12 protein-coding genes are annotated in these 14964 nt (G+C 37.1%); 4 read left to right on the top strand and 8 right to left on the bottom strand.

Going from position 1 to position 14964, the window contains the following annotated elements; translation table 11 throughout:
- Positions 1 to 174: 174 nt before the first annotated feature.
- Positions 175 to 1635 (top strand): catalase, encoded by a 1461-nt coding sequence (locus tag J3U63_RS02050; protein ID WP_267333352.1) that lies wholly within the window; start codon positions 175 to 177, stop codon positions 1633 to 1635.
- Positions 1636 to 1759: 124 nt separating this feature from the next.
- Here the strand turns inward: J3U63_RS02050 and J3U63_RS02055 are convergent, their stop codons facing one another.
- The 5 genes from J3U63_RS02055 to purH form a co-directional block, all read right to left on the bottom strand.
- The gene (locus tag J3U63_RS02055; protein WP_267366444.1) at positions 1760 to 2383 is read right to left on the bottom strand and encodes a hypothetical protein; all 624 of its coding nucleotides are present in this window, start codon (positions 2381 to 2383) and stop codon (positions 1760 to 1762) included.
- 4 nt (positions 2384 to 2387) lie between these two features.
- The gene (gene rlmB / locus J3U63_RS02060) at positions 2388 to 3143 is read right to left on the bottom strand and encodes a 23S rRNA (guanosine(2251)-2'-O)-methyltransferase RlmB (RefSeq protein ID WP_267366442.1); all 756 of its coding nucleotides are present in this window, start codon (positions 3141 to 3143) and stop codon (positions 2388 to 2390) included.
- The gene (gene rnr / locus J3U63_RS02065; protein WP_267343543.1) at positions 3144 to 5534 is read right to left on the bottom strand and encodes a ribonuclease R; all 2391 of its coding nucleotides are present in this window, start codon (positions 5532 to 5534) and stop codon (positions 3144 to 3146) included. It lies immediately after the preceding gene.
- Between the two features lie 242 nt (positions 5535 to 5776).
- On the bottom strand, positions 5777 to 7069 hold the full coding sequence (gene purD / locus J3U63_RS02070) for a phosphoribosylamine--glycine ligase (RefSeq protein WP_267333348.1): 1293 nt from the start codon (positions 7067 to 7069) through the stop codon (positions 5777 to 5779).
- 112 nt (positions 7070 to 7181) lie between these two features.
- The gene (purH, locus tag J3U63_RS02075) at positions 7182 to 8774 is read right to left on the bottom strand and encodes a bifunctional phosphoribosylaminoimidazolecarboxamide formyltransferase/IMP cyclohydrolase (protein ID WP_267343544.1); all 1593 of its coding nucleotides are present in this window, start codon (positions 8772 to 8774) and stop codon (positions 7182 to 7184) included.
- Between the two features lie 249 nt (positions 8775 to 9023).
- On the opposite strand from purH, the gene idnO reads away from it, so the two are divergent.
- The 3 genes from idnO (at position 9024) to idnR (ending at position 12295) form a co-directional block, all read left to right on the top strand.
- Entirely contained in the window at positions 9024 to 9788 is a 765-nt protein-coding gene (gene idnO / locus J3U63_RS02080; protein WP_267333346.1) for a gluconate 5-dehydrogenase, read from the top strand.
- Between the two features lie 120 nt (positions 9789 to 9908).
- Positions 9909 to 11159: an MFS transporter gene (locus J3U63_RS02085; RefSeq protein ID WP_267370338.1), complete on the top strand. Its 1251-nt coding sequence runs from the start codon at positions 9909 to 9911 to the stop codon at positions 11157 to 11159.
- A gap of 143 nt (positions 11160 to 11302) precedes the next feature.
- A complete protein-coding gene (gene idnR / locus J3U63_RS02090) occupies positions 11303 to 12295 on the top strand; it encodes a DNA-binding transcriptional regulator IdnR (protein ID WP_267370339.1) in 993 nt (330 codons plus the stop codon).
- A 70-nt stretch (positions 12296 to 12365) separates the two neighbouring features.
- Here the strand turns inward: idnR and era are convergent, their stop codons facing one another.
- Genes era through lepB form a run of 3 tightly spaced genes read right to left on the bottom strand, consistent with a single transcriptional unit; the run spans position 12366 to position 14955 of the window.
- Positions 12366 to 13271, bottom strand: a complete 906-nt coding sequence (gene era, locus J3U63_RS02095) for a GTPase Era (protein ID WP_065633327.1) — start codon at positions 13269 to 13271, stop codon at positions 12366 to 12368.
- Complete coding sequence (gene rnc, locus J3U63_RS02100; RefSeq protein ID WP_416379573.1) at positions 13268 to 13945, bottom strand: ribonuclease III; 678 nt, start codon at positions 13943 to 13945, stop codon at positions 13268 to 13270. The genes era and rnc overlap by 4 nt, the downstream gene beginning before the upstream one ends.
- Positions 13946 to 13953: 8 nt before the next feature.
- A complete protein-coding gene (gene lepB / locus J3U63_RS02105) occupies positions 13954 to 14955 on the bottom strand; it encodes a signal peptidase I (protein WP_267333342.1) in 1002 nt (333 codons plus the stop codon).
- Between the last annotated feature and the right edge of the window lie 9 nt (positions 14956 to 14964).

The following is a 14964-nucleotide window of genomic DNA, read 5'->3' on the forward strand; positions in this document are numbered from 1 at the left end:
AATTTATTTTATTTATCTATGATAAAAACCAAATTTAGCGATATAATAATTTAGCGTTAACTTTTTATCATGCACTACCGCCCTATTCTTTTGTCTTTTGAGCCAATATTTAATTCCAAATGGAGATAAATATTCTTGAAAGCACGTTATAAATATTTAAAAAGGAGTATTGCAATGTCAGAAAATAAAGTATTAACCACCAACAACGGCGCACCAATTGCCGATAATCAAAATTCTCGCACTGCTGGTCCTCGAGGCCCTGTATTACTCGATGATTACCAACTTATCGAAAAACTAGCCCAATTCAATCGCGAAAATATTCCTGAGCGTCGAGTCCACGCCAAAGGATCGGGAGCACACGGTACTTTTACAGTAACAAATGATATAACAAAATATTCATTTGCCAGTATATTTGCTAATGTTGGAAAACAAACACCTGTTTTTGTGCGATTTTCAACCGTAGGCGGTGAACGTGGTTCTTCTGATACAGCCCGCGATCCACGTGGTTTTTCAGTAAAATTTTACACAGATCAGGGTAACTGGGATATTGTTGGCAACAATACACCAGTATTTTTTATTCGTGATGCAATTAAATTCCCGGATTTTATTCATACCCAAAAACGTGATCCCAAAACAAACCTAAAAGATCCGCAAATGATGTGGGATTTTTGGTCCTTATCACCAGAATCACTTCATCAAGTGACCATTTTATTTTCTGATAGAGGAATTCCTGATGGTTACCGCCATATGCATGGGTATGGTAGTCATACTTATAGCCTTATCAATAAAGATGGGGTAAGAACTTGGGTGAAGTGGCATTTCAGAACTGAACAAGGAATTAAAAATATTGATCCTAAAAAAGCCTCAGAAATGGACGGAACTAATCCTGATTCAGCTCAAGAAGATCTATTCAAGGCGATTGAAAATGGCGACTATCCAAAATGGCGGCTTTATATGCAAGTGATGACTGAAGAACAAGCCGATCAACATCCAGAAAACCCTTTTGATGTGACTAAAGTTTGGTCACAAAAACAGTATCCATTAATCGAAGTCGGTGTAATGGAACTGAATCGAAACCCTGAAAATTATTTTGCTGAAGTCGAACAAGCCGCTTTTGAACCAAGTAATATAGTACCAGGAATAGGTTTATCTCCGGATAAAATGTTACAAGGTCGAGTTTTTGCTTATGCCGATGCTCACCGTTATCGAATTGGTACGAATTATCAACAATTACCTATAAATGCACCAAAATGTCCGGTACATAATTATCAGCGTGATGGCGCAATGCGTTTTCACAGCCCAGATAATGCGCCGAACTATGAACCGAATAGCGTTGATAGTGCACCTAAAGAGCAACCACAATATGCCTACCCGCCTATGCATGTCCCGGCAGGCACAATGGATAAGCATGATCATCGTGTTGATGGTGATTATTATTCACAACCAAGAGCATTATTCAATTTAATGAAACCAGATCAAAAACAGTTATTAATTGATAATATTGTTGGGTCGATGAAAAATGTTGATCGCAATATACAAATTCGTCAATTAAAACATTTTTACAAAGTTCATCCCGATTATGGGCAAGGTGTCGCTAAAGGTCTCGGTATTGATGTTAATTTAATCAAAGATTAACTTCATAAACAAGAAAAGCCGACGTAATAACGTCGGCTTTTTTATTTTTCAGATAACATGAACATTATTGAATAATAAACGTTGTTACAAATATCTATAAAAAAATGAATTAACTTGATTAAAATTATTTAGCTTTATTTTTTTTAGTTAATTTTTTTAAGATAATCGACATTAATGGTCGATGGCATTTATATATCATATCAGGTGAAACCATAATCAATTCGGCAAGTGGTACTGTCCAATCGGGTTTGTCGGTATTGTCTAAATGTTTATCATCGATTGGAATCTCAATAGTATAACGCTGCGTATTGGCAAATAGCTGTTGTTTTTTAGCAATATCATTATCATCTTCATCACTCAGCATTTTACAATTATCAAGGACTTGCTGGGCGAAGATATCTGGCCAATTTTCTACGACATTTTTCATTTGCACATAATCAGAAATGTGTCTTAGCATGTCACGAAACAGTAGCAAATAGACCATTTGGACATTACGCCCCGATAAACTTGCTATCTGCTCGTCAGTTAGCGCTTTATTGATAACACTTGGACCCCATTTAAAAAACAGCGTATCTTTGTACATGTTTACAATCGGTTTTATTCGACGGTACTGTGTTTTAACTAGCTTATCAATTTCATGTGAAATTTGCAGAGTTGGGTAACCAACTCTGTTACGTCCATTAAGATCCCGCTCAGACAGCGATTTTTGCTGTTTTTTGGGCAAGAGTTTTTTTAACAATCCTAACATATTGTCATCCTTGTGATTGTTCTTTTTGCCGAACAATTTCGAACAGACAAACGCCAGTAGCGACCGATACATTTAGCGATGAGACAATTCCTGCCATCGGTATACTCACAAGTTCGTCACAATGTTCTTTCGTCAATCGACGCATGCCTTCTCCTTCTGCGCCCATGACTAAAGCAAGAGAGGTGGGTTTAGTAAAAAAATTGGTTTGATAAAGTGTTTTATCTGCTTCACCAGCAGTACCCACAATCCAAACTTGATATTCATCTTGCAACATACGCATTGTACGCGCTAAATTGGTCACCCTAACCACCGGCACACTTTCAGCCGCACCACAAGCAACTTTTTGTGCTGTAGAGTTTAGCGAAGCGGAGCGATCTTTAGGCACAATAATAAAATTAACGCCAGCAGCATCAGCCGTTCGTATACAGGCGCCTAAATTATGCGGATCAGTGACACCATCTAAAATCAATATAACAGGATTCAATTCTTGTTCCATCAACAATGGAATATCGTTTTCTTGATAACTTCGACAAGGTTTTACCATAGCTAAAATACCTTGATGGACACCGTTCTTAGATTTTTCATCAAGCCATTGACGGTTAGTTATTTTCACCGGTAAAGCTAACTGTTCAAGCTGATGAACCAGTGAAATAAGGCGTTTATCTTCTCGACCTTTGATAATAAATACTTCAATAATTCTTTCCGGCGCACGGGTAAGCAGTGCTTCAATGGCATGAATGCCATAAACTGTTTCACTCATCTATTTGCTACTCTTTTTTCGTTTATTACTGGTTTTTGACTTTGCTCGTTTACTGTTTTTATTTTTAGGTTTACTTTCAATTTTACTTTGAGATTTTTCACTATTTTTACTGGTGGATTTTGTACTTTTGCGCTTAACAGGTCGATCAATTTTTGGCTTTTTCTGTTCTTGTTTCGATTTAGTCTTCGCTGTTTTACCTTGACGCATTGGTTTATTATTGCTGCCTACCAATGAAAAATCAATTTTACGCTCTTCTGGATTGACATTATCGACTTTAACTTGAACTTTATCGCCCAGACGATAACTGTAACGAGTATTTTCACCAATTAAACGATTACGTGATGGATCAAAAATATAATAATCGTTTTCTAGCGAGGATACATGAACCAAACCATCAATAAACAGATCATCTAAACGGACAAAAAAGCCAAAATTAACCACACTTGAAATCGTGCCATTAAATACTTCACCAACATGATCTTGCATATAATCGCATTTAAGCCAATCAACAACATCGCGTACTGCTTCATCAGCTCGCCGTTCAGTCATGGAGCAATGTTCGCCAAAATAGAGCATTTCATTCATAGTATATCGGTGCCCACCAGTTTTACTGGTTTTATCATGCTCATTGGCTAAAATCCATTTAATCGTGCGGTGCAATAATAAATCAGGATAGCGACGAATTGGCGAAGTAAAATGCGCATATTCATCTAATGCTAAGCCAAAATGACCTCGATTTTCGGGATCATAGATAGCCTGCTTCATGGAACGAAGTATCACCGTTTGTAGCATTTCATGATCAGGACGTTCTTCAATTGCTAACATCAATTGGGCAATATCTTTAGATTTAGGATTGGTTCCGCCACCCAGTGATACGCCTAATTCGCTTAAAATACTTCGCAAATTATTCATGCGATCTTCATCGGGTTTATCATGGACACGAAACAGTGAAGGCACGTTTGCCTTAATAACCAATTTGGCCGCTGCTACATTAGCTAAAATCATGCACTCTTCAATAATTTTATGGGCAACATTGCGCTGCACGAGCTCAATACTTTCAATACGTTTATCGGCATTAAAAATAAATTTTGGCTCTTCTGACTCAAAACCTATCGCACCACGTAAGACTCTTGAATTATCGAGCACATTATATAACCCGTAAAGATTTTCCAGATGAGGGACTAAATCATGATAATGTTCTTGTAACTCGCGATCACCTTCTAAAATTTTAGCTACTTTAGTATAGGTTAGCCGAGCATGCGAATTCATCACCGCTTCATAAAATTGATAACTTGTTAATCGACCTTTGTTCGATACCGTCATTTCACAAACTAAACATAACCGATCAACTTGTGGATTAAGTGAGCAAAGTCCGTTAGATAACGCTTCAGGTAACATTGGCACAACACGTGACGGAAAATAAACCGAGGTACCACGTAAACACGCTTCTTTATCAAGTGGTTTACCGGGACGAACATAGTAACTAACATCTGCAATGGCGACCCATAATCGATAGCCTCCACCTCGATTTTTTTGACAATACACCGCATCGTCAAAATCACGAGCATCTTCACCATCGATAGTCACTAAAGGAAGCTCTCGTAAGTCTTTTCGACCTTTTTTCGCACTTTCAGGAACGTGATCGCTAAATTTGCTCACTTCTTTTTCGACAGGTTTTGGTAATTCATAAGGAATTTCATGATTACGTAGTGCGATGTCGATAGCCAGATTGGTCCCCATGATTTCACCAAGAACCTCTTTAATAATACCGACTGCTTTTTGGCGGCGTTCAGGGCGTTTTTGCAACTCAACCACCACCACTGCGCCCATACGCACAGTGAGATTAGGTTTGCCTGCAATTAAAATATCGAAGTTTAAACGGCTATCATCCGGTACCACAAACCCAACACCTTGTTCAATAAAATAACGTCCGACAATTTGGTTACTACGAGGTTCTAAAATACGAACAACACGCGCTTCTGTTTTTCCACGATATTGATTACCCATAGGTTGAGCTAAAATAACATCACCTTGCAGTACCTTTTTCATCTGATCCGGCGATAAAAAATAATCCTCAGGCTGACCTTCTACACGCAAAAAACCAAACCCATCACGATGCGCAATGACACTGCCTTTAACCATCGCAAATTTTTCTGGCAAGGCGTAGCATTTACGGCGAGTAAATACGACTTGTCCATCACGCTCCATTGCGCGCAAACGACGATGTAACGCGACTTTTTGCTCTTCGTTTTTAATTGCAACAGCCTGCGCAATTTTCTCTAAACTTGCGGGTTTGGCTTCTTTAGTTAAATAATCTAAAATAAGTTCGCGGCTCGCTATGGGAGATTCATATTTTTCTGCTTCTCGATCAAAGAAGGGATCTTTTATCATAAGGGATATCCGGTGATCTAATATTGCTGTTAGCATAACATAGAGTGGTATAACTTAAAATGAACATTATTGATCAGGCAAGAATAATCTTTACCTACCTCACTGAATAAAAATAGAAGTGTTTCTATTGATTTTATTTGATTTTTTTAAAGTTATTACTATGATTTTTTTAGTATGTTTTTTTATTTTGCCTACATTAAAAATATGGCACTGTTATTAGCGCCATCATTGTATAGTGTCATTTATTGGTTAAGCTTTTCTCGTTCAATTGCCCGATAACCAATATCTTTACGATAAAAACAACCATGCCAATAAATATCTTTAATTTGTTCATAAGCGCGCTTCTGCGCTTCAAGCACAGTATTACCTAAAGCTGTTACGCAAAGCACTCGACCACCATTGGTATAAACTCGTCCTTTTTCTAAACTGGTACCAGCGTGAAATATTTTACAATCTTGAGTTGATTCTGTCGGTAAACCAAGAATGACATCTTGAGTATTATATTCACCAGGATAACCACCGGCGGCTAATACTACCCCCAATGCTGGTCTTGGATCCCATTTCGATTTGACGGTATCTAATTTACCCTCGACAGCTGCAAGACAAAGTTTCACTAAATCAGATTGCAGTCGCATCATAATAGGTTGCGTTTCAGGATCACCAAATCGACAATTAAATTCAATGACTTTAGGGTTGCCTTCTTTGTCAATCATTAACCCAGCATATAAAAAGCCAACATAAACATTACCTTCCTCAGCCATACCATTGATTGTCGGGTAAATAATTTGATCCATCACTCGGCTGAAAACTTCATCAGTAACAACAGGGGCGGGCGAATAAGCGCCCATACCACCAGTATTTAAACCAACATCACCATCCCCAACACGTTTATGATCTTGGCTCGTTGCCATAGGTTCAACATTTTTACCATCAACCATGACAATAAAGCTGGCCTCTTCACCTTCTAAAAACTCTTCAATGACAACTCGGTGCCCAGCATCACCAAAGGCATTTCCCGCTAGCATATCGCGCACCGCATCTTCAGCTTCTTTTATTGTCATTGCAACAATCACCCCTTTACCTGCCGCAAGGCCATCGGCTTTAATAACAATTGGCGCGCCTTTTTGACGAATATATTCAATGGCCGGAGTAACTTCGGTAAAATTTTGATACTCTGCAGTAGGTATATGATGTCTGGCTAGAAAATCTTTAGTAAATGCTTTAGATCCTTCTAATTGTGCGGCAGATTTTGTTGGACCAAAAATTTTTAATCCTGCTTTTTGAAAGCTATCTACCACACCTATCACTAATGGGGCTTCAGGTCCGACAATGGTTAAATCGATGTGTTCTTGCTGTGCAAAATTTAACAATCCCCCAACGTCCGTTGCTTTAATGTTAATATTTTCTAAATTCGGTTCAAGCGCAGTGCCTGCATTGCCGGGTGCAACAAAGACTTTTGAAACTAATGGTGATTGTGCTACTTTCCAAGCTAGAGCATGTTCACGCCCACCATTACCAATGACTAAAACTTTCATAAAAGATCCTTTAAAAACTTTAAGCTAAAAAGCGAGGTGAAATTTGAGTTTTTGCAAACTGAGTTTAGCACGCTCTTTTCTCGTGACATTGTATTGTCTTGTTATTCAATTATTAGTGTCTAAAATGACGCATATGGGTAAAAATCATTGCAATATTATGTTCATCTGCTGCCTGTATGACTTCGTCGTCACGAATCGATCCACCCGGCTGAATCACACAGGTGACGCCCACCGCTGCGGCTGCATCAACGCCATCTCGAAATGGGAAAAAAGCATCAGAGGCAACAACGGAACCTGCAACTTGTAAGTTTTCATCTTGCGCTTTAATTCCTGCAATTTTTGCTGAGTATACTCGACTCATTTGCCCCGCACCAATACCAATTGTCATATTATCCTTGGCATAAACAATTGCATTTGATTTAACAAATTTAGCCACTTTCCAACAAAATAGTGCATCTGAAAGTTCTTTAGCTGTTGGTTTTCGTTTAGTTACTACAGTCAATTGAGTTTCATCAACTGTGCCTAAATCACGCTCTTGCACCAAAAGTCCACCGTTTACTCGTTTAAAATCTAAGCTGGCTTTCGATGATGTTGATAATTTTCCGGATTCTAATACACGCACATTTTTCTTAGTTTGTGTAATCGCTAACGCCTCTTGCGTCACTGATGGCGCAATAATGACTTCAACAAATTGTTTATCAACAATAGTTTGTGCTGTTTTAGCATCTAACGTTCGATTAAAAGCGATAATGCCACCAAATGCCGACGTCGGATCAGTTTTAAATGCATTTAAATACGCGGTTAAAATATTATCACTCACCGCAACACCGCAAGGATTAGCGTGTTTTACAATCACACAAGCTGGTTCAGCAAATGATTTTACACATTCAAGTGCTGCATCTGTATCTGCAATATTGTTATACGAAAGTGCTTTACCTTGTAGTTGTTTAGCGGTTGCAATTGAAGACTCTTGGATATCTTCTTCAATGTAAAAAGCCGCTTTTTGATGAGCATTTTCGCCATAACGCATGTCTTGTTTCTTAATAAATTGCAGATTGAGTGTTCGAGAAAATTCACCAGAAGGTTTATCGGTTTCACCATAATAAGGTGGCACCAGTCTTCCAAAATAATTAGCAATCATGCCATCATATTTAGCGGTATGTTCAAAAGCTTTAATCGCCAAATTAAACCGGTATTCGAAAGTCAGTGAATTTTGCTGTTTATCGAGCATATTAATAATTGTCGCATAATCACCACAATCAACAACAATAGCCACATCTTTGTGATTTTTAGCAGCAGATCGCACCATAGTTGGTCCACCAATATCAATATTTTCAACCGCATCTTGCAAGGTACAATCGGCTTTAGCCACGGTTTGAGCAAAAGGATATAAGTTAACCACAACCATATCGATAGGTTCGATGTGATGATTTTGCATTATTTGATCATCTATGCCACGTCGACCTAAAATTCCGCCATGAATTTTTGGGTGTAACGTTTTAACTCGTCCATCCATCATTTCAGGAAAACCCGTATAGTCAGATACTTCCGTTACCGGTATTTGATTTTCGATTAGCAATTTAGCGGTACCACCAGTGGAAAGGAGTTCTATTTTTCTAGCTGATAATGATTTGGCAAATTCAATGATTCCGGTTTTGTCAGAAACACTTAATAAAGCGCGACGGATAGGACGATACTGCTGCATGAAAGGCTCCGAAGTTGATATTCTACATCCAAGTCAGTGAAGTGGTTATTATATATAAAACAAGGGTAGATGTTTAGTACTAAGTTTCTAAAAAGCCATCAAAAATTTTTAACCATAATATTTGAACTTGATCACATAACTGAGATTTTCCTGTCAATTGCGGCTTTGCTCACTTTATTTTTTTTATTTTTAGTAATAATGTTATGCGTAACTGTTATGCATAACATTATTATGGAAAGGGAGAAAAATATGCAATCTTTATTCGATTTAAAAGGCAAACGCGCTTTAATTACTGGTTCCGCTCAAGGTATTGGCAATTTATTAGCTAAAGGGTTGGGACAATATGGTGCCAGTATCATCATCAATGATATTACCGATGAAAGAGCAAAAAATGCTGCAACACAATTAGTCCAACAAGGTATTGATGCAGTCGGTATTGGTTTTGATGTGACGAACTCAAGTTCAGTTAAACAAGCAATTGATGATATTGAACAAAACATCGGACCAATCGATATCTTAATCAATAATGCGGGTATTCAACGGCGTCATCCATTTACAGAATTTCCTGAAGCGGATTGGGACGCCATTATTAATGTTAATCAAAAAGCGGTGTTTTTAGTATCACAGCAAGTTGCCAAACACATGATTGCTCGCAAGCAAGGCAAAATTATTCATATTTGTTCAATGCAAAGCGAATTAGGGCGCGACACAATTACGCCTTATGCGGCATCGAAAGGTGCGGTAAAAATGCTGGTTAAAGGTATGTGTGTTGAGCTTGCTCGTTACAACATTCAAGTTAATGGTATTGGTCCGGGCTACTTTGATACCGAAATGTGTAAAGCATTAGTTGAAAATGCAGAATTCACCAAATGGCTATGTCAACGAACACCTGCTGCCCGTTGGGGAAAACCAGAAGAACTTATTGGTTCAGCGGTATTTTTATCGTCAGCAGCATCGAACTTTGTCAATGGACATATTCTTTATGTGGATGGCGGAATGTTATCTGCGGTGTGATGTTTTTTACGGTGAGATCGTTATCAAATCACTTTTTTATCAATTTAATGCGTGTATTTGGTTTCGATATCTCCTTACCGACTGAACAATTTTCTTTATTATTAAATCACGAGAACTAATATGAATATCACTAATAAACTAGCCCCCTCTCGTTGGTGGCGATTGATGCCTATTATTTTTATTACCTATAGTTTAGCTTACTTAGATCGAGCCAATTATGGTTTTGCCGCAGCCGCCGGTATTAATAATGATCTTGGTATTACTAAAAGTACCTCATCACTAATTGGTGCCCTCTTTTTTTTAGGTTATTTTTTCTTTCAAGTCCCTGGATCAATTTACGCAGTTAAACGTAGTGTACGAAAATTGATTTTTATTTGCCTAATTTTATGGGGAGGTTGTGCTGCATTAACCGGTATGGTTACTAATATTACATCTTTAATGATCATCCGATTTGTTTTAGGTATTGTTGAAGCTGCCGTTATGCCTTCTATGTTAATCTACATTAGTACTTGGTTTACTAAAGCTGAGCGTTCAAAAGCCAATACGTTTTTAATATTAGGTAATCCGGTTACTGTGCTTTGGATGTCAATTGTATCAGCTCACTTAATCGATCTTTATGGTTGGCGTGAAATGTTTATTATTGAAGGACTTCCTGCCGTCCTTTGGGCGCTAATTTGGTGGATAGTCGTCCGAGATAAACCTTCACAAGTAAACTGGTTAACCGATCAAGAAAAAGCAGATTTTAAAGCGGTGATGGACAAAGAACAACAAAATATTAAACCTATGCGCAATTATGGCGAGGCTTTACGTTCTGGAAATGTCATTAAGCTTTGTGCTGTACACGCGCTATGGAGCATTGGTGTTTACGGTTTTATGATGTGGATGCCATCAATTATTAAATCTGCCGGTAATGTCGATATTGTCTCTGTTGGTTGGCTTTCAGCCATTCCATATCTTGTTGCAATTACAATGATGTTAATTGTCTCTTATTATTCAGATAAATTGCAAAACCGAAAACTTTTTGTTTGGCCTTTATTATTAATTGCAACGATCGCTTTTTTTACCGCTTATATATTAGGAAGTGATCAATTTTGGATCTGCTTTATATTATTATCAATTGCTGCTGGGTGTATGTACGCACCTTATGGTCCTTTTTTTGCATTAATCCCTGAATTATTACCAAGTAATGTGTCAGGGGTTTCTATAGGTTTAATTAACAGTTTCGGCGCACTTGGTGCATTTATTGGCGCTTGGCTTGTTGGCGTGATAAACGCAGCAACTGGCAGTGCTGGAGCCTCATATGTTTTTATGGGAGCTGCATTGATTTTATCAGTAATATTAATGGCGAGTGTGAAAGCCCCTAAACAGTAGTTATCCATTAAAAAATAGGAAGATAATAGTAACGATTATCTTCTTATTTAGTACAGCAATAATGGGATTTATTTTTTATTTTTATTTTTACTGGTAAAATGGCTAAATTCAACTGGCTTGTTTACCTATAAAAATAAAGGGTTATGAAAGATAAACGCATTAGTTTACAAGATATCGCAGATTTGACCGGCGTGACTAAAATGACTATTAGTCGCTATTTGAGAAATCCAGAACAAGTCTCTGAAAAAAACAAAGAAAAAATAGCAAAAGTTTTAAAAGAAATTAATTACATTCCTAATCTTGCACCGCAAATCATGTTGGGCTCACGCAGTAGGTGTATTGGTATTGTTATTCCTTCATTTAAAAATCACATATTTTTAGAAGTGTTAGCAGGAATTGAGTCAGTTACCTCGAAGCACCATTATCAAACCATTATTACCAATTATAATTATGATAAAAAAATTGAAGAAGAAAAAATTATCAATTTGCTATCCTATAATATTGATGCCTTGGTTCTAATGGAAAAAAACCATACTAAAACAACTTTACAGTACTTAAAAACGGCCAATATTCCTGTTGTTGAATTGATGGATGTGACTCAGCAATTTTTTGATATCCAAGTTGGGTTTGATAACGAACAAGCCGCCTTTGATATGACAATGCAAATGTTAGCTTCAGGCAAAAAAAATATTATCTATTTTAATTCTATCGCCAGTGCCCGTGATAGCCAACGCTACAATGGTTATCAACGCGCCATGAAACAATCAGGATTGATAGCAAAGCAGATTATTCCTGATGCAATATCCTCAATTAATTTAGGTAAAAGTTTATTTAACCAAGCTATCGAACAATATCCCGACCTTGATGGAATATTTTGTACTAATGATGATATGGCAATTGGCGTGTTACTTGAATGCCAAAAATATAATATTGCAGTACCTGAACAAATTGCTATTGCAGGCTTTCATGGTTTAGAAATTGGTCGCGCTAATCAACAAAAAATAGCAACGGTTATCACACCCCGTTTTGAAATTGGAAAAGTTGCAATTGAGCTTTTATTAAAAAGGCTAGATGGAGAACAAGTCAAAAACAGTGTTTGTTTAGCGTATAAAATAGAAAAAGGACAAACAATATAAAAATCAGTCAAATCAATTAAGTAATTAAACACGATGATGAGTTTAATTACTTAATCTAAAGTGATGATAATTAATCATCACTATAACCTAAACTTCGCAGTGCCCGTTCATCATCAGCCCAACCCGCTTTGACTTTTACCCACAGCTCTAAATGAACTTTGTTATCAAAGAAGGACTGCATATCTTTGCGCGCTTCAATACCAATTTTTTTAATTTTTTCGCCCTTATTACCAATAACCATTTTCTTTTGACCATCTCGTTCCACTAAAATCAAGCCATTGATACGATACATGCCGTTGCGTTCATCAACTTTAAATTGTTCAATTTCAACAGTAACTGAGTAAGGTAACTCATCACCTAAAAATCGCATTAGTTTTTCACGAATAATTTCTGATGCCATAAATCGTTGAGAACGATCGGTAATATAGTCTTCAGGAAAATGGTGTTCACCTTCGGGTAGGTGTTTTTTGACAATACTTTTAATAATGTCAATACCTTCCCCTTTTTCAGCACTAATAGGCACCACATCGAGAAAATCAAGTTTTTGACTGATTGCTTGAATATGGGGTAAAAGTTGCGTTTTATCCATAACATTGTCAATTTTATTAATGACAAGTAAAACCGGACATTTACATCCTTTCAACTTGTTAGCAACCATCTCGTCGTCATCATTCCAATGCGTACCTTCAACGACAAAAATAACTAGTTCAACATCACCTATTGAGCTACTCGCTGCGCGATTCATTAAGCGATTAATTGCGCGTTTTTCTTCAATGTGTAGTCCTGGCGTATCAATGTAAATAACTTGATCATTGCCTTGTGTATCAATACCAATAATTCGATGGCGTGTAGTTTGAGCTTTACGCGAAGTAATTGAGACTTTTTGGCCAAGTAATTGATTTAATAAGGTTGATTTACCTACATTTGGTCGGCCAACAATGGCAACAAAACCACAATGTGCTATCGTTTCTGTCATTTTATACCTAATTGATTGAGAGCTTGTTGTGCTGCGGATTGTTCCGCCTTACGGCGACTTAAACCACGCCCTAAATATTGATTATCATCGTTTTCAATTTTACACTGAATTAAAAACTCTTGTTCATGATTGTCACCAGTCACTTCAAGAATTAAATAACATGGCCTTTCATGATGAATACCTTGTAAATATTCTTGCAAACGGGTTTTAGCATCTTTTTGTTTAATGCCGGGTTTAATTTCAGTTAAGCGAGTTTGGTACCAAGCTAAAATTAATTGACGTATATTTTCAATATCACTATCTAAGTAAATTGCACCAATTATGGCTTCTACAGCATCAGAAATGATGGATTCACGACGAAATCCACCGCTTTTTAATTCACCTTGTCCTAAAATAAGATGATCACCTAACTTAAAGTCTTTACCAATTTCCGCTAAAGTTTGACCACAGACTAAGCTTGCTCGCATTTGACTTAAATCACCTTCGTCTTGTTTGATAAATCGGTGATAAAGCTCATCGGCAATAACAAAACTTAAAATAGAATCACCAAGAAACTCTAAACGTTCATTATGTAATTTATTAGCACTACGATGAGTAAGTGCTAATTCAAGTAAAGATAAATCGTTAAATTGGTAACCAATTGATTGTTGTATTTGACTAAATTTTTTCATCATCATTATTATTAATGTATACCACCAATACGGCTGAATCTTATACCGGTAGGCCATTCATTAGGTTGTTTTTCAAAACTAATCCAAATTGCGGTTGCTCGTCCAACAAAGTTTTCTTCGGGTACAAAACCAAAGTAACGGCTATCACCACTGTTATCACGGTTATCCCCCATCATAAAATAGTGCCCTTGTGGGACAACCCATGTCGCAATAGGTTGACCTTCTTGATGGTAAAAATAATTTGGATCTTCTTGTGAACCTTGAGTGGTTAAAATATCGTGAGGTTGCTCGCCCAACGTTTCTTGTTGTATTTTCATATCAAGCGATACCACAGATCGTGAATTGACAATATCTTGCTTTGCATATTGTTCTAGCGTATAAAAATTCGGGTTGGCTTTCATTTCTCTGTGCACTTCTTTCCAATCACTAGGTTTGGGTTCAGTATAATGTAAATCTAACGGCTGAGCTTTTTGTCCAACACAATTGAGATCACTTGTTTGACAAGCAGGGTAAATAAATATCTTTTTATCATTGACTGAATAGACAATTTTATCACCAGGCAACCCCACAACACGTTTAATTAAATCCATTTGTGGAACATTTGGATGTTTAAATACCGCTACATCACCTCGCTTTGGGTGGCCAGTTGGAATCAATACTGTATTTGTGATGGGATCTCTAAGTCCATAGGAGTACTTTTGGACGGCAATAAAATCGCCGACCAGTAAAGTTTGCATCATTGAACCAGACGGTATTTGGAAAGGTTCAAATAAAAATGAACGAATCACAAATACAATAAATAAAACTGGAAAAAATGAGGATAACGTCTCTATCCAGCCATTTGGTTTTCCAACTTCAGCAAGTATTTTGCCATCAACTTCACCATTGCATTGTTGGCGAACTTCTTCAACTTTTCTTTGTCTTGCTGGTTTCCATTTAAATTTTTCTAAAAACCAAAAGATTCCAGTTATAAATGTTGCTAACGTTAATATGATGGCAAATATTCCAGCCATTTTTTTACC

Source organism: Gilliamella sp. B2838 (genome assembly GCF_026536185.1).
In the GTDB taxonomy this organism is placed as follows: Bacteria; Pseudomonadota; Gammaproteobacteria; order Enterobacterales; family Orbaceae; genus Gilliamella.